This is a genomic window from Aquimarina litoralis, from assembly GCF_019295435.1.
In the GTDB taxonomy this organism is placed as follows: domain Bacteria; phylum Bacteroidota; class Bacteroidia; order Flavobacteriales; family Flavobacteriaceae; genus Aquimarina; species Aquimarina litoralis_A.
Genome location: NZ_WEKL01000016.1, coordinates 1 through 20724, shown reverse-complemented (window position 1 = coordinate 20724; position 20724 = coordinate 1). Strand labels below are relative to the sequence as shown.

Genomic DNA, 20724 nt, shown 5'->3' with positions numbered 1-20724 from the left:
AGCGATACCTTTGAAGTATAAAATCTGGATTATGAAATTTATAGAACTAACGTTACAGAGTCATATTATCGTACATGGATTTGATGCAAGAAATCAAGAAATAACAGAAGAAGTTACGGTCGCTTCTCCGTCAAAGAAGTTGGTAGCTGTTGACAGAATTTTATCAATAAGTGAAAAATATATTTTAATAAAGTATGCTTTTGATAGAGTAATATATTGGGAATACCACGACAATTATGATACCATTAAGGAAATACTTTCTTAATTATTTTCCATCAAGGATTCATGATTTTAGTTTTCTTACTATTTCGAGCAGAAATTAATTTAAAATCTTTATTTACTTTAACGATAATAATACTTCCTGTGTGAAGATTGATCATTTTCCATCGAAAACCATAAGAAGTTTCAAAAATTGCAGATCTTGCCATTTTTCTTAAATCGATCTCGTCGATTTTTTCTATCACTTCGTTTGCTAGTAAATCGAGTCCTCTTTGTTGTACTTCTTCGTCAGAAAGTTTTCTATCTGTTTGAATTGAAACAAAAGATGAAGTTTCCAACGTTATCAAAAGGTCATTTGGGTATAATACTCCAGTAAAAAGAAAGAAGAACAATAGTATATGTTTTTTCATATTTAGTAAGTTTTTAGAATCATATACTATCGGATCGTACGTAGTATATGATTACTCCATTATAAATTCTGTAACCATATTAATGTTGTTATTTTGTACTCTAATTGACGCTCTTAACGTAAGGGGGATTATAAAGTTAATTCTTTTACTTCCTTTTTAAATATAGAACTTTGTTAAAAAAAGATTAATAAATCTTAAAATAGGTGTTAGATTATGAATTTTAACAATGTTTTTTTGAATAATTCTTAAAATTATACCGCACGTTAGTCTATTTTATTTCGGTTTAGCTCTAATTGATATATTTTTCTACCTATTTCTGCGAGAAACGGAATTCCGATTTCGTCATACTCATATTGATTATCATTATAAATTTCATTTTCATTTACGTGTATAGTTGCAGATAATAGAAATTCAATGTTGTTTTTTGAATCTTTGATATGGGCACAATCAGTTAGATAACCGTATGCATATCCTACTTTGTTATGAATTTGAATATGCTCAGGAATATCTTCTTTAGTATCTCCGAACATAAAGAACTTAACATATCCATCATAGTATTCTTTTTTATCATAGCCAGTTTCACTCGGTAAAGTTTTCATAGCATTAATAACAAAATTATAATCGTCCTTGGAGATATTAAAGCCTTCTTTTTCACTATAATTTTTAGGGAAATGAATGCGTTTCATCATTTCGTGTAAAGATCGTAGTGGAAGATAATTTTTTTCTGAAAAATCCTTAGGTCGTTGCATTAATGAATCATTATAGATATACCCTTTTCCCTTTAACAGTTTTTCTAAAGATAATTTGGATTGAGGAGTATTTGTAATACTTTCTTGTTGGTACATAACTATACTGTCGTCTACATTTTTTTTAAATGCAATTGACTGTGTTTTTAAATTATGAGAATGAAATGCAGATAACCGATGTGAAATACGACCTTTGAGGTTTTTGGATTGTAATTTTTGATTGATATAATCTTGTCCCAAAAACTCAAACAACCGATTATATGCTTTATTACTACTTACCGCAAAAATTTTAATAATCTCTTTCTCAATATTTGTATAAAGTGTATCTCGTTCTAGTATGAAAGTGGAGTTTCTATCAATAGAAATTCCACTTTTTTGTAATTCATTTAATTTTTCTAGCGTAATCAGTGCTATTGGAAACTTGACAGAACTAGCCGGATAAAAATAGGTGCTATCCGAAACATTAAACTCATAATCCGTAAAAGAGATTTTATTTTTCTCGTTTCGATGAATTTGGCTGTATATTATTTGTACTTCATGTTTTTCAAGATTATCAACTACTCTTCTTATAGTTGTATCTTCTGAAGATAAAATTTGTTCTATAGGATCTTTTGAAGCACAAGAAAGGGTCAAAATACTTACGATTAATATAAGTTTAAATTTCATATATAACTTTTTAAAAAGTATAATTAATGAATGCCTATATCCAAATATAAGAATTGTTTTTTGGAGTTTATTGGTCATAAAAATTAGTTGGTTCTCTAACAAATCCAAAACATTTGTTAATTATAAAGGATTACTCAGTTGTTCAGTCGGTATCTTTTACAAAATGTACTAAATTTATATAATGAAAAAGAAAAACGGAATTTTTAAAAAAGGTTTTGCTTTTAAGCATTACGAAGCTCCGGAACAATCTCCATTCGAAAAACTCTTTGATATTTTCCAGGAAATTATAACACATACTTCTGGTGACCTTGATGAGGCACTGGATTGGATGCGTGAATTAGATAAGGAATATCAACTCACGAGTGAAGATTATACTTTAGATGATTTTGTGGAAGATCTTAAGAAAAAAGGATATATCCGGGAAGAGATTAAACCTGATGGTAAAGGTGAAATGTCTATCACTGCCAAAACGGAACGCGCTATTCGCAAAAGAGCTTTGGATCAGATTTTTGGAAACCTAAAACGTAGCGGATCAGGAAATCATCGAACAAAATACACTGGAAGAGGAGATGAACACGCAGGAGAATATAGAAACTATCAATATGGAGACGCTTTAGAGCGAATATCGATAACCGAAAGTTTAAAAAATGCGCAGATCAATCATGGAATTGGAGATCTTCACCTTACGGAAGATGATCTTGTAGTAGAGGAGACGCAGTACAAAGCTCAAATGAGTACTGTACTTATGATCGATATTAGTCATAGTATGATTTTGTATGGAGAAGATCGAATCACTCCAGCAAAAAAAGTTGCTATGGCTTTGGCAGAACTTATCACAACAAGATATCCGAAAGATACGCTCGATATTCTTGTATTCGGAAATGATGCCTGGCCAATTGCAATTAAAGATTTACCATACCTTCAAGTAGGACCATATCATACCAACACAGTTGCTGGACTTCAGTTAGCTATGGATATGCTAAGAAGAAAACGGAATACCAATAAACAAATCTTTATGATTACAGATGGTAAACCTAGTTGTCTTAAGCTCCCAGATGGTCAATACTATAAAAATAGTAATGGTTTAGATCGCAATATTGTTAATAAATGCTACGTGATGGCACAACAAGCGAGAAAATTACACATACCGATTACTACCTTTATGATCGCACAAGATCCTTACTTGATGCAGTTTGTAAGAGAATTTACATATGCTAATCAGGGAAAAGCCTTTTATACAGGATTAAAAGGTTTGGGAGAAATGATTTTCGAGGACTACGAAACTAATAGAACAAAAAGAATTAAAGGATAAAATTAGAGTTTACAATACTTCTGAAAAAGAAAATATGGACATTAAAAGCATAAAAACTTTAGAACAGTTAAAAGCATCAGGATATAAAAGTAAAAGTATAAAAGACGAATTAAGAGATAACCTTAGAGAAAAAATTAGCGCAGATCAGGAGACCTTTACAGGGATTCATGGATATGAAAACACTGTGATCCCAGAATTGGAAAGAGCGATTTTATCTCGACATAATATTAACTTGTTAGGATTACGAGGGCAGGCAAAAACTCGTTTAGCAAGGCAAATGGTAAACTTGTTAGATGAATGGATTCCAATTGTTGAAGGATCAGAAATTAATGACGATCCTCTTCAACCTATTTCTAGATATGCATTAAATCTTATCCAAGAAAAAGGCGATGATACACCAATTGCTTGGATACATAGAGATGAACGTTTTGCTGAAAAACTTGCCACACCAGATGTAACAGTGGCAGATATTATTGGAGATGTTGACCCTATTAAAGCTGCTAATCTAAAGTTAAGTTATGCGGATGATAGAGTGATACATTTTGGGATGATTCCAAGAGCAAATCGATGTATATTTGTTATTAACGAATTACCTGATTTGCAAGCGCGTATTCAAGTAGCACTGTTTAATATTTTACAAGAAGGTGATATTCAGATTAGAGGTTTTAAATTACGCCTTCCACTGGATATGCAATTTGTATTCACAGCAAATCCAGAAGATTATACAAATCGTGGAAGTATTGTTACGCCTTTAAAAGATAGAATTGGATCTCAAATTCTTACACATTATCCAGAAACTGTTGAAATTGCTAAAACAATCACACAACAAGAGGCAAAATTAGATTCTAGACAAAGTGATTTAGTACATGTTCCTGAACTGGCTAAAGATTTACTAGAACAAATTAGTTTTCAAGCTCGAGAAAGTGAGTTTATTGATGCCAAAAGTGGTGTTAGTGCAAGAATGAGTATTACGGCTTTTGAGAATTTATTAAGTACTGCAGAATATAGAGCGCTTAAATCTGGAGATAATGAGACTTTATTAAGGCTTAGTGATTTTATGGGAGTAGTTCCGGCAATAACTGGTAAGGTAGAATTAGTGTATGAAGGAGAACAAGAAGGAGCAGCGGCTGTAGCACATACGTTAATTTCTGATGCTATAAAAACACTTTTTCCAGATTACTTTCCAAAAATTGAACGTCTTGAAAAAGAGAGTGAAAGAAGTCCGTATCAAGAATTAATAGACTGGTTCTTTGAAGAGAGTGGTTTTGAACTTTTAGATGATATACCTGAGTCAGAATACACCAGTAAATTAGATGCTATAAAACCACTAAATGATCTTATGAATAAATATCAAGAAGATATCAATAAAAAAGATAGCTATTTTATGAAAGAATTTTTGTTGTGGGGATTAGTAGAGTATAAAAAACTAAGTAAATATAGATTATCAGAAGGATTTAGATTTAGGGATCTATATGGCAGCTATATTAATGATCTGTAACAGTATTATTACCAACATACTATAAAACATTTGGTAAAAGAGTCTTCATTGTGTTTGATCCAAACCAATGGAGACTTTTTTTTGATGAGATGTATTTCTAATTGTTCTAAAATTTCCTGATAAGAATGCCAAATTCTATGATGTCTTGGAGCAGTTATCCAATCTTTTTTTTGAGGAATGAAATATTGATACTGATCATATTCATCTAAAATGAATTCGCTTTTATGTATCCAAAAACCTGAAATACAATCATTATTAATTTTCGGAATTATGTTGTTTTGATAAGACAAGGGAACAAAAAGTTGAGCAAAAAAGCTAACTTTTTGTGATATGTTTTCGGCAGAGATGCCAAGTTCTTTTAACTTTTCAATAGTCTCAGGGCGATAGAGTAGTGGTAACTGTTTATTCTTTAGTTTAGCTACTTTTTCTAACAGATTATCCTTTTTATTAGGGCCAATCCATCTTTCTAACTCATTGTCTCCTTTTTTGGGAATGTAGATATAAAATTTATAGATTAGTTCTATGTGTAATAATTGATTTTGTTTGATATTCTCAACAATAAAATCTAATTCGCCGATAGTGATTTTATCTTTAAATATCTGAAGGTTTTTTACAACAACGCTATAGTCCGTACATGAGTTGATATAGTACTCATAGAAATATTCGATTCTTTTTCCTAATACTTCGTTATCATGAATAGCTACATTTATTGGTAGTGAAGGATTATATTCAGTTTTTTTTAGATCAAATTGGGGTAATTCAAAAAGCGTGTCATTTTTCCATAACAGTTTACTATCTAGAAATCCAAGATATTGATCATGAATAGCCATAATTGATAGTACTATTTCTTAAAAATAGAAATATACTTATCCAAGATAGGTCTTAGTATTTTTCGATCTACTGGTTTCGCAACAAAATCATCGCATCCAGCAGCTAGAGCTCTTTCGATATCTTCTTCGGTTGAATAAGCAGTTTGTGCAACTACAGGTAATTCTGGCCTAATTTGTTTAATTTGCTTGGTAGCATCATAACCATCCATGATAGGCATTTTGATATCCATAAGTACCAAATCGATTTTATCATTTTGCTCGCATATTTCTACAGCTTCTTTACCATTTTTTGCTCGATAAATGACAAATTCAAAATCTATCATTTTCGTTAAAACTGTTCTTAAGAATAGGAAATTTATTTCTCCATCTTCTGCGATAAGTACTACATGTTTTTGTAAGTTTTTTTCTTCTTGATTAGCAGTTAGAGTTTCAGGGTTATTTAGCATTGAATTTGGGGTGTATGGTATTTTTAATAAAAAGGAGCTACCTTCATTTTCTTGGCTTATGAATGAAATTTCTCCTCCAATTAAATCAGTATATTCTTTTGCAATTGCCAGACCTAAACCAAGACCTCCAAAATTTTTAGAAATTTCTTTTTCAGATTGCGAGAAACTTTTAAAAATAATATCCTGATCTTTTTGTTTAATTCCGATTCCTGTATCTTTTATGGATACATTAACAAAATTTTCTACAATATAAGAAAATATTGTTACGGAACCAGTATTGGTAAATTTGATGCTATTATCGATTAGGTTACTTAGTATTTTGTGGAGTTTAGGCTGATCTGTAATGATCATATTTTGTTCTTCCGTAATTTCATTTTTGAAATGTAAATCAAGATTTTTTTCTTGAGCTCGAGAAGTATATTCATCTAGTAGACGCTGTAATACCTCTTGTAAATTTGTCTTTGAGAATTTTACTTTGCTTTGTTTTGTCTCTAACACAGAGATTTCTAAAATGTTGTCGACTGATGTAATTAGATCTTTACCACTTTTTATAATAATATCCGTATACTCTTGTCGCTCCTCTTCTGTTAAAGAATCTGATTTTAATAATTCAGAAAATCCCATAATTCCATTCATAGGAGTTCTAATTTCATGTGATATGTTTTGAATGAAATTTGTTTTTATTCGGTTACTTTCTTCCGCATTATCTTTAGCAATTTGAAGTTCTTTGGTTTTTTGTTTGATTTTAAATTTTAAATAAAAATATATGGATACAATACCAAGCAATGCAGATAAAAATATTAAAGCAAAAATCACCCAAAATTTAGGCTTTTTGTAGAATGGTTTTACGATATCAAATAGCCAATTATCTAATATAGCTTGCTTTTCTTGATTAGAAATGTTTTTAGTAGCTTTTTCAATAATATCATTTAGGATTTCTAAATCTTTACGAACAGCTATACTGGGAATATAATTATGATTGATTTGATCAATAACCATAAGATCATTAAGTCCTTCTGATTTAATCAAATAATTAACTACAGTTTTGCCACCAATGAAAACATCAGATTCTCCTCTTTGAACACTTCGTAAAGAAGAAATATCATCCTGAAAATTATTGATTTTTAATGTGGGATAATTTTCTTTTAGGTAGTCATCGATAGAAAATCCAAATGGAACTGCTATTTTTTTATCCATGAAATCGGAGAACGTTAATGTGCTATCAATTCCCTTTCTGGTTACTAATACAAATGGGGTCTCAAAAAACTTCGTGTAGAAATTTAGATACTCAGACCTTCCTTGAGTTTCCTGCATTTCGAGGATAACATCAATCTTTTTATTTTTTATATCATCTAATAACAAACTCCAATCTGTGTAGTATACTTTTTCAAATTTATAATTGATTTTGTTTTCGATTAGGCCAAAATGATCTACTAAAATACCATCGATACTATCATTTTTATTGATGAACTGATACGGCGGATAATAAGGGTATATTGCTACTTTGATAGCCTCTTGTTCTTTTAGCCATTTTTTTTCAGATGTACTTAGTATGGTTTCGTTTTTGCAAGCCGAGCAGCCAATAATTAGGCATACTAAAATTATAATATGTGTGATCTTATTTTGCATAGATTCATATTAGATATTAGGAAGCTTTATTTCTTTTTTTAAGAACAGTGAAGTACTTATTTAGTATAGGAGCCAATATTTTTCTATCTACCGGTTTGGATACAAAATCATCACAACCCGCATCTAGTGCTTTTTGTACATCTTCTTCAATAGAAAAGGCTGTCTGAGCAATTATTGGTAGATCAGGTCTCATTTTTTTAATATAGGAAGTAGCATCATACCCATCCATTATTGGCATTTTGATGTCCATCAATACTAAATCAATGTTTTTATTTTCTTGGCATATGGTTACTGCTTCTTGACCATTCTTAGCTCTGTAAATAGTAAAATCATAATCATTCATTTTAGTAAGAATAGTCTTTAAAAACAGGAAGTTAGTTTCTCCGTCTTCAGCAATTAGAATGATGTTTTTTTCTTCTTTGGAAGTAGATTTTAATTTTTTTGTATCGTTTTTAGATGTGGTTCTTTTTAAAGGGTTATAAGGTACTTTTAGTATAAAAGTGGTACCTTCATTCTCTTTAGTGGTAAAAGTTAATTTCCCGCCAATAAAATCGGCATTTTTTTTAGCAATGGTAAGACCTAATCCCATTCCGCTGTAATCACCAATAGTTTTTTCTGTATTCGGATGTAAATGAAGACTTTCTTTTATTTTGTTTTTCGAGGTTTCACTAATACCTATACCAGTATCTATGACTTCAAATTTTAGAAAATCTCCTTCGATATTACAAGAAAGTTTGATAGAACCATTATCCGTATACTTTACAGCATTGTCTACAAGAACGTTCAAAATTTTGTTCAATTTAGGTCGATCCATCAAAACAATATTTTCAGAGTCATTTAAGTTATTTTCAATGGAAAATTCGACATTTTTTTCATCTGCTTTTATTTGGTGATTAGCGATAATATTTTTGAATACATTTTGAAGGTTTACTTCAATTAATTTGATAGTAAATCTTTTAGTTTGCAATTGAGAAATCTCTAGAATATTATCGATAATAGATAACAATTCCTTACTACTTCCAATAATCATTTGAGTGTATTTCTGTCTATCCTCGCTACTGAGGTTTTCATCATTTAAAAATTCTGATAAACCTATAATACCATTCATTGGTGTTCTGATTTCTTGAGGGATATTATAGATAAAGTTGGTTTTCAATCGATCGCTTTCTTCTGCTATATCTTTGGCAATAATTAATTCTTCTGTTCGCTGTTCGATTTTATATTTTAAATAAGAATTAAATGATATTCCAAAAATGAAAGATAATAGTGCAACCAAAGAAATGATTGTCCAAAATTTAGAGGTTCGGTAAAAAGGAGTAACAGTTGTATAAAACCAATTACTTACAATAGATTGTTTTTCTTCCTTTGTAATGTTCGAGATAGTTTTAGAAATAATTTTATCCAAAATAGTATTACTCTTGTTGATGGCAACTCCAGGAGTGTAATACAAATCAGTTCCAGATTTTACGATTAAGTTATCCAGTTTTTTTGATCGAATGTAATAGTTTGCTACTGCCTTAGGTCCAATCGTAACATCATATTCTCCAGAATTTATTTTAGTGAGACAGGTCAGTTCATCATAAAGCGTGGCTATACTATAATTTGGATACCGTTTTTTTAGATTTTGAGTAATTGCATAACCTTGCGGAAGCACAATGCTTTTATCCGAAAGACTTTCGAGATTATCTCCAAAATTGGCATCTTTTCGGGTAATAATCACATTTTGAGATTCAAATAAAGCTTCATAAAACTTTAAATAAGATTCTTTTTCCTCAGATTCTTGTATTTCTAGTATAAACTGTGCATCATTTTGTCTTACACCTTCTAACAATTCAGGCCAATGATCATATCTTTTCTTTTTGAATTTATAATTGATTTTTTTTTCTAAAAGTTCCAGATATTCTATAAAAATTCCATCAATTTGATTTTGCTCATTTATAAATTGATAGGGAGGATAATACGGATATATAGCAACTGTTATACTATCGTTTTGTGCTAACCATTCTTTTTCCTTCTCATTTAGTAATGAGGAGTTTGAACAAGAATGTATCAAGAATAGTAGAGGGAGTAATGGAAGTAAACGAAGTATTTTTTTTTGCATATGCATTCATGATTTAAATACTTAACTTTTTTGATTCCATTAATAAAGATAGTACTTTAATCATAGTTTTGAAAGGAGAATTTTCCGAAAACTATGAATATCCTATATTATTGCATTATATAAAGGCTTATGAAGAGCCTTTTATAATTTCTGTACCATCAGGGTATAATGCAAAGCGTGCTTTAGATTTTTCATGTACATGATCATGACTAGGCCATGGCCAACCGCCGAATTCGGTTTGTTGATATTCTAAAATCGCTTCTCTTATTTCAAGCTGACTATTCATTACAAATGGTCCGTGTTTAACAACAGTTTCATTTATAGGTTTTCCTTGTAGAAATAAAAAATGTGCTTCGATATTACCGTTAGAAATCGTTAATTCTTTGTCAGCAAACACACGAAGTTCATGGTTAACAGGTATTTTACCTTCCTCGGTTTGGATCTCATTTCCTTTAAAAAAGAAGAGGGAACGATTCGTTTCTTTAGAGGCTTTTGGAAAGGTAAAGCTAGCATTTGGGGCCATTTTTATAGTCCAAATGGCAATTTCATTATCTACATCATTAGCCCAAGAATTTGGAGCGGGATCAACTGCTTTTGCATCATTTATATTCCCTGCAATTAAGGTGATTTCAGTATTGTGATTATTTGCATCTACAATATTGATTTTGGGTATTTCCTCATGCCATAACATTTTAAAATGTGGAGCTACCATTTTTTTAGCTCTAGGTAGATTTAACCAAATTTGAAATAATAGGAATGGATTTTCCTTTTCAGTATTGAGAAGTGGAAACATTTCAGAATGTTGTACACCTTTTCCTGCAGTCATCCATTGTACATCTCCATTTCCAAAGCGTCCTGCAGCACCTAGAGAATCGGAATGGTCCACTAATCCTTTTTGTACAATCGTAACGGTCTCAAATCCGCGATGCGGATGAGCGGGAAAACCTGGAACCGTATTACCGTGATACATATTCCATCCATCTTTGCCTTGAAAATCTTGTCCAATATTTCGACCTGCCAAAGAAGCGTCTGGTCCTAACTTAGAATTTCCTTTTGGGTACAGATCTTCATGATACGCACAAAATAGAAATGGATCTTGAGTTTCCCAAGTAAATCCTAATGGAATAACATTAATAATTGCTGACATAGACTTATATGTTATAGCTTTTGATAGTTGATAGCATCTTCTGGTGTAAATTTACTTTTAAAAGAAAAAGCATAAGGTGTTTCGCCATGTTCTTGTAAATAATATAATCTTTCTTTAGCTTCTGAAGGACTTGGTTCATGTCCATCCTCAACATACCAAAATGCCATATGCATCCTAGGCATTTTATGAAACCATTCTTTCTTACGTTTTAAAATTTCTACATGTGCAGAATTATAAGTGAAATTAAAAAGATCTTTCATGCTGTTCCAAACAGACATATTAATTATTAAGAACAGATTGTCAAAAACAGTAATTGCGGTTGCATTCCCCTCGTCACCTTTTAATCGCCAAATGAATCCATCACTCTTTTCGGCTAACTCATTAATTCTATCTAAATTGTTCACAAAATCAGCCATTATTGGATCATCGATAGGAGCTAACATCTCCGCAATATTTACTTGTGCTAGTTGCATGTGTGTGGTTGTTTTAAATCTAAAATAAGGATAAAGAAATCAAAATGTCTTAAAGAGTTGTTAAGTAAGAATATCAATTTTAGAGTTTATGGATTATTCTTTTTTTTGTATTTATCTCCCTTGATCTCTGGCTTTTGTATTCGCTTTACAAAGTCTTATAATTTCTTTTATTCTTTTGTCTCTGGTTTCTTGTCTTTTTGCTTGATTTAACCAATACAAATAGTTTTTTCGATAACTTTTGGCAAAGTTTTCATAGTTTTTAAATGCTATTGGAGATTTCTGAAATGCTCTTTTCAGATCTTCAGGAATAATACCATTTTCTACATCATCAAGAGCGATCCAAGATCCATTTTGTTTAGCAATTTCTATAGATTTTAACCCACTTTCCTGCATCAAATTGTTTTTAATTAGATCAACGATATAAGTTTTGTTGAGTTTACTCCAAACACTTTTGGGTTTTCTAGGACAGAAATATTGCCTTCGTTTTTCATCGTCAATTTTTTTAACCGTTGAGTCAATCCAGCCATAACAAAGAGCAACTTTTACAGCTTCTTCCCAGCGCATACTTGGATGATTACTTTCTACTTTATAAAAAATCAAATAAACTCCGTCACTATCTGCATGGTTTTTATGTAACCAACGTCTCCATTCTTTATCGTTTTTAAAATATAATTCGGGTTTTGAATCCATATGCTTATAGTTTTTTGTGGGCAAAAGCATAATAGTAATTTATACTGAACCACAATCTATTTTTAGTTGATGATTTTAAGAATTGACTTATTCTATAATCAGGACCAATTTCGATTTTACTTTTATCATTTACTTCATAACCCACTAAAGGAATGAGTCGTAATTCTAGATCTGAGTTATTATCCTGATAAGATCCAAGATATTCGTTGTTAACTTTCAAATAAAACTCTTTTGGGTCAACTCTATAACCGTTAAACGGTATTTCTATTGTAAATCGATATCGTAATCTGAATTCTGCAGATTCTATAGAACTAAAGGTCTGATCAGTTACAAAACGATGCGCTATTCTTATTGTTTCTAATTGTTGTGCTATTGAATATTGAAATATAGAACGATGCACAAGTTGATCTTTTTCAACTCGTAATAAATACCCAATATTAAATACGTGATCAGAAGATAATTTGTAGGAGAGAATATTTGTGAAATCTGTAAGCAAATAATCATAAGAAAAATCTTCAGAAGGTTCAAGTTCCCATAATTGCTGACGTGATTCTACGCTATGAATTAATTTAATACGATCTGATAATTTATGAGAGATTACGATTTTAGGTAATAGTCCAGTAGTAAATGATACTTGGGCATGATTATAATGATATAACAAGCAACAGAAAAAAGTAACTATAACAGACTTAAAGTTCATCGTTAATAGATCAGATTATCTGTGTTAGCACTAACAATTCGTAACATTTGTAATAAAACTCCCTTATCAGAATACAGTAATTCATAATAATCCGAATGTTTTTCTTTTTTGCCTTTTATGATTAATTCATAATTGGTGGTATGTTTATTCCGAGTAGTTTCTCGTTTTATTAAAGAAATTAGTGTAGATCGATCACTGATCCATTGTTTCTGAATTTTCTTGATTTTTGATTTTACGAAAATACTATCTAATGAAGATTGGATTCTATTTTGTAGATCATTAGGGATGGTTGAAAAAGGTATTTTTATTTCAACATCTTCAGGTTTTCCTGAACTATCAAATTCGATACTATATTTTCTGTTTTGGTGATAGGTTTTAGCTTCTATACTTTTACCATCTTGACTTTCTTCAGCATACCATTTGATTTTCTTTTTGAAAGAACATTTATTAATAAAATCCAGGGCATTCTTTGGGACTTCAGTTTTTTTTATTCTATACTCTTTTTCAACTTTATTTTGAGCATATCCCGATAGGGTGGAAGTAACTGAAAAACAACATGTCAAAATAAGTATATATCGATGAAACATATTCTTTGTCTTCTTTTATGGAATGTACAAAAAAATGAGAAGTTTTATAAAATAACCCATACTATAATTGCAATAGTATGGGTTGAATTTTTTGTGTAATCCGTTTTTTAATAGAATCTGGTATAGGCTCTAAAGTTTCCAGTATTATATGGTCTTGTACGTTTTACTTGTCTTTCTGTATTCGTAGAAGTATAGTAATAGTAATACCAATATCCATTTGGCAAATCTACTTGATATTTTAGAACCCATTTCCAGTCACTAAAAGGCCAGGAAGCAGTATTTTCCCATGCGTAGAATTGTAATCTAGTTAAACCACAAACCACATTGGTACGTGTATAAGTATCATCTAATTCTTTCCAATCACCTCCATAATAAGAACTACGTGTTAATGAGTTCCATAATCCGTTATCACAAAATCTAATATCTGTAGGCGTAGAAGTTACAGGAACTCCTCCGCAATAAGAATTCATAAAGTTAGTGGCCCCAATATCATAACATGATTTTTGGTTGATATTCAAATATTCAGGATCGTTAATTTCAAGTAATGAACTACTATTGTCAACTTTTCTTCCAGATGTTACTAGTTCTGATTGTTGTGCGGTCTTTGCAATTCTATCAGGAACAGAAATAGAAGTATTAGTTAATGAAATGAATAGATTAAATGGTGATTGGTCAATACTGTGAAGACTTTCTTCAGTGTTTTTAGCTGCGTCACCATATAAGGTTTCTGCTACGATCATTTCATCATCATCACCTACAGCAATAAAATGATATTCATGACCATCTTTCTGAATTTTAGCAACTTCAAAAGAAGTTTGATCTAATATATCAACATATTTAGCATTTTCAGTAGGAGTTTCTTGAATCTCCTGTACTTCATCATCGTATAATTCTTCTTCCTTGTTTTCACATGATAAAAGTGAAATACCTATTATTCCTGCAAAAGCAAAGGTTTTAAAAATTGTTGTTTTCATTGTTTAAGTTTTAAAAGTATTTAAATAATTGATTAAGATGTTCCGGAAGCATCATTTGAAAACAAAATTATAGTGTAAGTGTCTGTTAATCAATAAGTGAAAAACTATTTTGAATCAGGTGTATGACGGATTTTAAAAGGGTTGTTTTCCCTAAAAAAGTTGGAAGAAGTATGATTTAAGCAAGATATTAGAAATTCTAAGACTATGATTTTAGTTGATCTCATCCTTTTTTATAGTTTTGCACTTTTAAAAATGAAAACATATGATTTCTGTAGATGGACTTGCTGTAGAATTTAGCGGAGAAACCTTATTTAGTAACGTTTCTTTTGTTATTAATGAGAACGATAAGATTGCCCTTATGGGGAAAAATGGAGCTGGGAAATCTACAATGATGAAGATTATCGCTGGAGCTCAAAAAGCAACACGTGGTAGTGTTCGCTGCCCCAAAGAAACTGTAATTGCATATTTACCTCAGCATTTACTTACAGATGATGATTGTACTGTTTTTGAAGAAGCCTCCAAAGCCTTTCATGAAATTCATGAAATGCAACGAGAGATGGATCGGTTAAACAAAGAATTGGAAACTCGAACAGATTATGATTCTGAAGAGTATATGGGAATTATTCAAAAAGTAACGGATCTAGGAGAGAAATTTTATGCAATTGAAGAAATTAATTATGATGCAGAAGTAGAAAAAGCATTACAAGGATTAGGTTTTAAAAGAGAAGATTTTACGAGACCTACAAGTGAGTTTAGTGGTGGATGGAGAATGCGAATTGAATTGGCTAAGATTTTATTACAAAAACCAGATTTAATATTATTGGATGAGCCTACGAATCATGTGGATATAGAATCTGTAATATGGCTAGAAGACTTTTTAATCAATAAGGCCAAAGCGGTCATTGTAATTTCTCATGATAAGGCTTTTATTGATAATATTACCAATAGAACTGTAGAGGTAACAATGGGTAGAATTTATGATTATAAGGCAAATTACACCCATTATTTACAATTACGAGAGGAGCGAAGATCACATCAGATAAAAGCATATCAGGAACAACAAAAGTTTATCGCAGATACCAAACAATTTATAGAAAGGTTTAAAGGAACATATTCCAAAACTAATCAAGTAAATTCTAGGGAGCGAATGTTGGAGAAATTGGAGCTTATAGAAATTGATGAAGTCGACACTTCTGCGTTAAAACTTAGGTTTCCGCCATCTGCGCGTTCTGGTGATTATCCAGTGATAGCTAAAGATCTATCAAAAAAGTATGGGGATCATATTGTTTTTAGAGAAGCAAGCATGTCTATAGCAAGAGGAGAAAAAGTATCTTTTGTGGGTAGAAATGGAGAAGGAAAATCTACCATGATCAAAGCTATTATGGGAGAAATTGATTTTGAAGGAGAATGCGCTTTAGGACATAATGCTAAAGTAGGATATTTTGCCCAAAACCAAGCTGCATTATTGGATCCAAACCTTACTGTTTTTCAAACCGTTGATGAGGTTGCGAAAGGAGATGTTCGCACGCAAATAAAGAATATTCTGGGACAATTTATGTTTAGCGGTGATCATATTGATAAAAAGGTAGGTGTACTTTCTGGTGGAGAAAGAACTAGATTGGCAATGGTGAAGTTACTTTTAGAACCTGTAAATGTGTTGATTTTGGATGAGCCTACGAATCATCTGGACATTCGATCTAAGGATGTATTAAAAGAAGCACTCTTGTCTTTTGATGGTACTTTGATATTAGTATCACATGATAGAGATTTTCTGACAGGTTTATCCAACAAAGTGTTTGAATTTAAAGATAAAAGAGTAATTGAACACTTTGAAACAATAGATGCTTTCTTAGAAAGGAATAGAATGGAAAATCTTAGAGAAATTCATTTAAAGAATTAGTCACGCTTATTTTAAAATAATTTTATCTATTTCTAATCTGAAATTCTCTTGTTTTTTATTTCCGATTAAGAACGCAATTTCTTGCATATTTAAGCATGGATATTTTTGCATATTAAGTTGTCTTCCTCTAAAAGCAGGATACATGTCAGGTAATGATATTTCAATAGTTTGCCAATCTCCTGAGGTGACAAAATGTGAGATATAGGAATGAGGATCTTGTGCTTTTGATTTTACTCTAAATTGATATTTCTTTCCATCACCTTTTAGCGTTATCAATGCTTTCGTATATCCTTTTACCGATTTAGAAGGAAAGCGATAACGTACTAAAGAGAATCCACCATTGTTTTCTAAAGAAACAGTACCCGAAAATATAACATTACCGTCACTGTTAAGTGTTAACTTTCCTTGGGACAAACCACCCATAACACCATCGTTTATCACATTCCAATTAGATAAATCACTGGTGTTATTAAAATCGAAAATGATAAGAAAAGAAGTTGTCAATACAATAAAAAAATAAGATAAGTACATTTTTTATTAATCAGCACTTTGTTATTATTCTGGGAGTTGTTCAATTTTTTTTAGGACATCAGCAGCTTCAGCTTGTTTCTCATCACTTGCCTTACGATTAGTATGTGATAACTTGTAAGACTCTTCCATTAACGTTTTGTATTTTTTTTGTAAACGTTCTCTCTCCGTTTTTTTCTTAAATAAAGTAAACATAGTTTTTGTTTTATTTAAAGATAAACGGTAATGGTTTAAACAGATGAGAAAGTTATCTTAAATAACTTTTTTATAAGAGTCTTTATATAGATTCTAGATAATATATACTAGTAAAATAGTATTATTTAAGATAGCTATTCAATAAAACTAATGCTTTTTTATTACCCTTATCTGTTGCAACGGACATCGCTGTTTCCCCACTAAAACCTTCTTTAGCATGAAGATCAGCTCCATTTTCCAAAAGAAATTTTGCAATTTCAAGGTTTCCAAATCTTATACTTTCAATCAAAGGTGTAGTCATTGCTTCAGGATGTTGATAATTGATATCAATACCATTTTTGATATAGTATTTTACGAGTTCAAAATCTCCTGTTTGTGATGCTAGTAGCATATCTTTCCAATTTCCTCCTGACATATGGTATAAGCTTTTAGATGAAATATGTTTTTATATATGTTGTGTTTTTATGTAAATAGTAGTTTTAGTTCTCCATTTTCAGGTATTAAATCCCATTCATTACACAGTTGATCAAAATCCATTTTCATTTTTCTAATTTCTTCTAAACTCATAGCAGGTACTTGAATTCCATCTATGGTTTGCGCTTCCCAGTTGATCAATTCAATAAACTGTTCTGTTTTTGCTGCTCCCGAACCAATAGATTGTAAATTTCTTGCCATGATTTCAGACAACCATGTTTCGGAACCCAAGGTTTTTATGATTTCTTTATTTGATAATTCATCGATCGTCATTCCAGATTTGATTTTCCCATAAAAACCATTTTGCAAATTAAATTGTTTTTCTACAATATAATGAGCAATATCATGATTAGGAATATCAGGACCTAAGTTTATACTCGTCGAAGTCCCATCTTCTCTTTTACATGTGAGAATATTTCTTTTTTTACCTTTTGTAATAATGACTTCCATTTTTCAATTGTATATAGAAATGAAAAGATACTAAACTAATGAATGAATAATTTTTTTTATTGGGGTTAGTTCTGAAATTTCTACGGTAGTAGATTCTAAAACACTACTACCTACAATATTGAAGTTTTCTTGTAATGCTTCGATATACATTTCTGCTTCGAGAATTTTTACACCTTCAGATACCTGATAATAAGTTTTGTCATAATCATCTGGTTCCAAGCAATCAAAATCAAAATGTAGATAGAGATTCGTAATCTCTTTTGATTTTAAAAGAGTAATAAGCTCTTGGATATCTACTTTTTTTGGAGCATAAATGTTTCCATTTTGAATCCTTGTTTGTTCTCCATCATCAATATCACGAACACCAATATAATGAATTTGTGAGGCATCAATGGTAGAAAAAAGTAATGGGTCCATATGTTTTGAACCTTCACCTAAAAGAGTACGTAAGGGCATACCATGAAAATTACAGCTAGGAGAATCATTTGGAGTATTAATATCAGCATGGGCATCGAACCAGATAACTCCAAGATTAGGATATTTTTGATTAAGATATGAAACAGGAATAATCTCTAAACCACAATCCCCACCAATTGTTGTAATTTTTTTTGGTTGCTCTTCTTCTATTTTCTTTTGAAGCCTAGCTAATTGCTCAAAAATTGCGTCATAGTTATTAATGTTGTGTTTCTTTTCTCCATTTGAACCTGCTTTAATTTCAGATAGAGGAACATTAATAAATTCTGGATCTTTTAAGTATTCTAAAATTGTACGGGCTCCATCCTCTATAATCTTACCTGTTCCTGATCCTTGCCATTGTGGAAAATATAACTTCACGAGTTTTAATTTTAATGTTGAGTTTTGTTTGAACTAGATTGATTTTGTATCTACATAAAAATTAGGATCGATATCAATTTTATCGCCTTTTATTTTCATGATTTGCCATTGAGAATTAGGTTGTATCCATTTATATGTTCCATCAATTTTCAATCGTACTGGCATATCAAAATCCTTTACAATATTGGTGTATCTATATTTTAAACCTTTTTTATCTAGACTATATTCTAAGGTAGGTATTCTTGTATCACGTAAATATTGATTAAAGAAAGCAGTTAAGTCAATATTTGATTTTTGACTAACATAATCTTCAATTTCTTTTGTAGTTACCGTTTTATGATAAAATTCTTTATTTAGACCTCGAAGGATAGATCGCCATTTTTCATCATCTTCAATCAGTTGACGGAGCGTATGTAACATATTAGCACCTTTATAATACATATCACCAGATCCTTCATTATTCACATCATAATGACCAATAATCGGTTTGTCATTTCTTATTCTTTTCCTTGTTCCGATTACATACTCCGCTGCAGCTTCTTTACCATAATAGTAATCCAGAAATAGGTTCTCGGAATACGCTGTAAAACTTTCATGTATCCACATATCTGCAATATCTTTATTGRTGATGTTATTAGCGAACCATTCATGACCAGATTCATGAATAATGATGAAATCAAATTTTAAACCCCAACCGGTACCTGATAGGTCATTACCCAAATATCCATTTTTAAATTGATTGCCATAGGTTACCGAACTTTGATGTTCCATTCCCAAATAGGGAGCTTCTACCAATTTAAAACTATCTTCATAAAATGGATATGGCCCAAACCAATGTTCGAAAGCTTTCATCATTTTTGGAGCATCTTTGAATTGTTTCTTAGCAGCTTCGAGATTATCTCTTAGCACATAATAATCCATATCTAATTCGCCTTTCTCTCCAGTATATTTTTCTCCAAAATGAACATAATCTCCTATATTAATATTGACTCCATAATTATTGATAGGATTATCTACAAACCAATGATATGTTTTTGTAGTTGGGTTTCTTTCCTCAATTTTACGTAATCTTCCATTGGATATATTCATCAGGTTTTTAGGAACAGTAACACTCACTAGCATACTATCTACTTCATCGTACATATGATCTTTGTTTGGCCACCAAACACTAGCTCCTAAACCTTGGCAAGAAGATGCTATAAAATGTTTGTCATTGGTATCTTTTTTCCAAGAAATACCACCATCCCAAGGAGCTTTAACTGCTTCTCTTGGGTGACCACTATAATAAACAATTATAGAATTAAGACTTCCTTTTTCTTGTTTTTTGTTTAACTCAATAAAATGAGCATTTTCTTCAGATCGAACTTTTAGTATTTTTCCATCTTGTTCCACTTTTTCTATGGTCATTGGAGGTTGAAGATCAACTTGAAGTATATGCTGATTTTCTAAAACTTTATATACAATTGTATTTTTTCCTTTAATTGTTTTTTCATCGGGATCTACCGTTATGTCCAAATGATAGTAGGTAAGATCCCACCAAGATCTTTCAGGAGTAATAGAACCTCTTAATGTATCCTGTCTTGTAAAATTCTGATGTTCATTAAAAAGGGAAGTTTGCGCGATGATCGAGGATAAGGAACTAAAAAGAAATCCAATAAAAAAAAACTTATTCATTTTTAATGCTTAACTATTTTAATAAAAACTCAATTGGAATATGAACGCGCTCATTCCAGCTTTTTTCATTATGCCCATCACCTTCAAACTTTTTAGTAACCCAATTAGTGCCTTTGGTATATCCTTTTTCTTTCATCATTTGATCTACTTGTTTTTGAAAAGGTTCATATTCTGCATCTAATCCTTCAGTTCCAAAATCAAAATATATTTTATGAGTTTTTGGGTCGGGAAGAGTAGCAGG

The 20724-nt window shown here is 31.0% G+C and carries 21 protein-coding genes and 1 pseudogene; 4 read left to right on the top strand and 18 right to left on the bottom strand.

Annotation, left to right across the window (positions count from 1 at the left end; translation table 11 throughout):
* Positions 1 to 31 precede the first annotated feature (31 nt).
* Complete coding sequence (locus tag GBO31_RS10375) at positions 32 to 265, top strand: hypothetical protein (RefSeq protein ID WP_219008272.1); 234 nt, start codon at positions 32 to 34, stop codon at positions 263 to 265.
* A 10-nt stretch (positions 266 to 275) separates the two neighbouring features.
* Here GBO31_RS10375 and GBO31_RS10370 read toward each other — a convergent pair whose 3' ends face one another.
* Together GBO31_RS10370 and GBO31_RS10365 are read right to left on the bottom strand one after the other, a co-directional pair.
* Positions 276 to 629, bottom strand: coding sequence for a hypothetical protein (locus GBO31_RS10370; protein WP_219008271.1), 354 nt, complete (start codon positions 627 to 629; stop codon positions 276 to 278).
* Between the two features lie 263 nt (positions 630 to 892).
* Positions 893 to 2041 carry a serine hydrolase gene (locus GBO31_RS10365; RefSeq protein ID WP_219008270.1) on the bottom strand — a complete coding sequence of 383 codons (1149 nt, stop codon included), beginning with the start codon at positions 2039 to 2041 and terminating at the stop codon, positions 893 to 895.
* A gap of 181 nt (positions 2042 to 2222) precedes the next feature.
* On the opposite strand from GBO31_RS10365, the gene GBO31_RS10360 reads away from it, so the two are divergent.
* Complete coding sequence (locus GBO31_RS10360) at positions 2223 to 3353, top strand: vWA domain-containing protein (protein WP_219008269.1); 1131 nt, start codon at positions 2223 to 2225, stop codon at positions 3351 to 3353.
* A gap of 34 nt (positions 3354 to 3387) precedes the next feature.
* Positions 3388 to 4851, top strand: coding sequence for a magnesium chelatase (locus tag GBO31_RS10355; RefSeq protein WP_219008268.1), 1464 nt, complete (start codon positions 3388 to 3390; stop codon positions 4849 to 4851).
* Positions 4852 to 4859: 8 nt separating this feature from the next.
* Here the strand turns inward: GBO31_RS10355 and GBO31_RS10350 are convergent, their stop codons facing one another.
* From GBO31_RS10350 to GBO31_RS10310, 9 genes are all read right to left on the bottom strand, one after another.
* Entirely contained in the window at positions 4860 to 5681 is an 822-nt protein-coding gene (locus GBO31_RS10350) for a DUF1853 family protein (protein WP_219008267.1), read from the bottom strand.
* A gap of 11 nt (positions 5682 to 5692) precedes the next feature.
* A complete protein-coding gene (locus GBO31_RS10345) occupies positions 5693 to 7756 on the bottom strand; it encodes a response regulator (RefSeq protein ID WP_219008266.1) in 2064 nt (687 codons plus the stop codon).
* Between the two features lie 16 nt (positions 7757 to 7772).
* Positions 7773 to 9857: a hybrid sensor histidine kinase/response regulator gene (locus tag GBO31_RS10340; protein WP_219008265.1), complete on the bottom strand. Its 2085-nt coding sequence runs from the start codon at positions 9855 to 9857 to the stop codon at positions 7773 to 7775.
* Positions 9858 to 9984: 127 nt separating this feature from the next.
* The gene (locus GBO31_RS10335; RefSeq protein ID WP_219008264.1) at positions 9985 to 11004 is read right to left on the bottom strand and encodes a pirin family protein; all 1020 of its coding nucleotides are present in this window, start codon (positions 11002 to 11004) and stop codon (positions 9985 to 9987) included.
* Between the two features lie 11 nt (positions 11005 to 11015).
* Complete coding sequence (locus GBO31_RS10330; protein WP_219008263.1) at positions 11016 to 11477, bottom strand: DUF3291 domain-containing protein; 462 nt, start codon at positions 11475 to 11477, stop codon at positions 11016 to 11018.
* Positions 11478 to 11588: 111 nt separating this feature from the next.
* Complete coding sequence (locus GBO31_RS10325) at positions 11589 to 12167, bottom strand: YdeI/OmpD-associated family protein (RefSeq protein WP_219008262.1); 579 nt, start codon at positions 12165 to 12167, stop codon at positions 11589 to 11591.
* A gap of 4 nt (positions 12168 to 12171) precedes the next feature.
* A complete protein-coding gene (locus GBO31_RS10320) occupies positions 12172 to 12867 on the bottom strand; it encodes a DUF2490 domain-containing protein (protein ID WP_219008261.1) in 696 nt (231 codons plus the stop codon).
* A 2-nt stretch (positions 12868 to 12869) separates the two neighbouring features.
* Positions 12870 to 13454, bottom strand: a complete 585-nt coding sequence (locus GBO31_RS10315) for a hypothetical protein (RefSeq protein WP_219008260.1) — start codon at positions 13452 to 13454, stop codon at positions 12870 to 12872.
* A gap of 107 nt (positions 13455 to 13561) precedes the next feature.
* Positions 13562 to 14428, bottom strand: coding sequence for a hypothetical protein (locus tag GBO31_RS10310; protein WP_219008259.1), 867 nt, complete (start codon positions 14426 to 14428; stop codon positions 13562 to 13564).
* 262 nt (positions 14429 to 14690) lie between these two features.
* On the opposite strand from GBO31_RS10310, the gene GBO31_RS10305 reads away from it, so the two are divergent.
* On the top strand, positions 14691 to 16328 hold the full coding sequence (locus GBO31_RS10305; RefSeq protein WP_219008258.1) for an ABC-F family ATP-binding cassette domain-containing protein: 1638 nt from the start codon (positions 14691 to 14693) through the stop codon (positions 16326 to 16328).
* A gap of 6 nt (positions 16329 to 16334) precedes the next feature.
* On the opposite strand, the gene GBO31_RS10300 is transcribed toward GBO31_RS10305, so the two are convergent.
* From GBO31_RS10300 to GBO31_RS10270, 7 genes and pseudogenes are all read right to left on the bottom strand, one after another.
* Entirely contained in the window at positions 16335 to 16859 is a 525-nt protein-coding gene (locus tag GBO31_RS10300) for a CIA30 family protein (RefSeq protein WP_219008257.1), read from the bottom strand.
* A gap of 24 nt (positions 16860 to 16883) precedes the next feature.
* On the bottom strand, positions 16884 to 17051 hold the full coding sequence (locus tag GBO31_RS10295; protein ID WP_219008256.1) for a Lacal_2735 family protein: 168 nt from the start codon (positions 17049 to 17051) through the stop codon (positions 16884 to 16886).
* 121 nt (positions 17052 to 17172) lie between these two features.
* On the bottom strand, positions 17173 to 17466 hold the full coding sequence (locus GBO31_RS10290) for an ankyrin repeat domain-containing protein (protein WP_219008255.1): 294 nt from the start codon (positions 17464 to 17466) through the stop codon (positions 17173 to 17175).
* A 47-nt stretch (positions 17467 to 17513) separates the two neighbouring features.
* Positions 17514 to 17975 carry a hypothetical protein gene (locus GBO31_RS10285; protein ID WP_219008254.1) on the bottom strand — a complete coding sequence of 154 codons (462 nt, stop codon included), beginning with the start codon at positions 17973 to 17975 and terminating at the stop codon, positions 17514 to 17516.
* A 30-nt stretch (positions 17976 to 18005) separates the two neighbouring features.
* Positions 18006 to 18809 (bottom strand): arginase family protein, encoded by an 804-nt coding sequence (locus GBO31_RS10280; protein WP_219008253.1) that lies wholly within the window; start codon positions 18807 to 18809, stop codon positions 18006 to 18008.
* A 33-nt stretch (positions 18810 to 18842) separates the two neighbouring features.
* Positions 18843 to 20483 carry a M1 family metallopeptidase gene (locus GBO31_RS10275; protein ID WP_219008252.1) on the bottom strand — a complete coding sequence of 547 codons (1641 nt, stop codon included), beginning with the start codon at positions 20481 to 20483 and terminating at the stop codon, positions 18843 to 18845.
* A gap of 13 nt (positions 20484 to 20496) precedes the next feature.
* Positions 20497 to 20724: pseudogene (locus GBO31_RS10270) on the bottom strand (alpha/beta hydrolase); the annotation flags it as partial.

Excerpts from the sequence above, each read along its gene's own strand:
- GBO31_RS10290 (WP_219008255.1), bottom strand. The coding sequence starts at position 17,466 with ATGTCAGGAGGAAATTGGAAAGATATGCTACTAGCATCACAAACAGGA.
- GBO31_RS10345 (WP_219008266.1), bottom strand. The coding sequence starts at position 7,756 with ATGCAAAATAAGATCACACATATTATAATTTTAGTATGCCTAATTATT.
- GBO31_RS10295 (WP_219008256.1), bottom strand. The coding sequence starts at position 17,051 with ATGTTTACTTTATTTAAGAAAAAAACGGAGAGAGAACGTTTACAAAAA.
- GBO31_RS10350 (WP_219008267.1), bottom strand. The coding sequence starts at position 5,681 with ATGGCTATTCATGATCAATATCTTGGATTTCTAGATAGTAAACTGTTA.
- GBO31_RS10315 (WP_219008260.1), bottom strand. The coding sequence starts at position 13,454 with ATGTTTCATCGATATATACTTATTTTGACATGTTGTTTTTCAGTTACT.
- GBO31_RS10360 (WP_219008269.1), top strand. The coding sequence starts at position 2,223 with ATGAAAAAGAAAAACGGAATTTTTAAAAAAGGTTTTGCTTTTAAGCAT.
- GBO31_RS10365 (WP_219008270.1), bottom strand. The coding sequence starts at position 2,041 with ATGAAATTTAAACTTATATTAATCGTAAGTATTTTGACCCTTTCTTGT.
- GBO31_RS10375 (WP_219008272.1), top strand. The coding sequence starts at position 32 with ATGAAATTTATAGAACTAACGTTACAGAGTCATATTATCGTACATGGA.
- GBO31_RS10330 (WP_219008263.1), bottom strand. The coding sequence starts at position 11,477 with ATGCAACTAGCACAAGTAAATATTGCGGAGATGTTAGCTCCTATCGAT.
- GBO31_RS10370 (WP_219008271.1), bottom strand. The coding sequence starts at position 629 with ATGAAAAAACATATACTATTGTTCTTCTTTCTTTTTACTGGAGTATTA.
- GBO31_RS10335 (WP_219008264.1), bottom strand. The coding sequence starts at position 11,004 with ATGTCAGCAATTATTAATGTTATTCCATTAGGATTTACTTGGGAAACT.
- GBO31_RS10285 (WP_219008254.1), bottom strand. The coding sequence starts at position 17,975 with ATGGAAGTCATTATTACAAAAGGTAAAAAAAGAAATATTCTCACATGT.
- GBO31_RS10310 (WP_219008259.1), bottom strand. The coding sequence starts at position 14,428 with ATGAAAACAACAATTTTTAAAACCTTTGCTTTTGCAGGAATAATAGGT.
- GBO31_RS10355 (WP_219008268.1), top strand. The coding sequence starts at position 3,388 with ATGGACATTAAAAGCATAAAAACTTTAGAACAGTTAAAAGCATCAGGA.
- GBO31_RS10320 (WP_219008261.1), bottom strand. The coding sequence starts at position 12,867 with ATGAACTTTAAGTCTGTTATAGTTACTTTTTTCTGTTGCTTGTTATAT.
- GBO31_RS10300 (WP_219008257.1), bottom strand. The coding sequence starts at position 16,859 with ATGTACTTATCTTATTTTTTTATTGTATTGACAACTTCTTTTCTTATC.
- GBO31_RS10305 (WP_219008258.1), top strand. The coding sequence starts at position 14,691 with ATGATTTCTGTAGATGGACTTGCTGTAGAATTTAGCGGAGAAACCTTA.
- GBO31_RS10325 (WP_219008262.1), bottom strand. The coding sequence starts at position 12,167 with ATGGATTCAAAACCCGAATTATATTTTAAAAACGATAAAGAATGGAGA.
- GBO31_RS10340 (WP_219008265.1), bottom strand. The coding sequence starts at position 9,857 with ATGCAAAAAAAAATACTTCGTTTACTTCCATTACTCCCTCTACTATTC.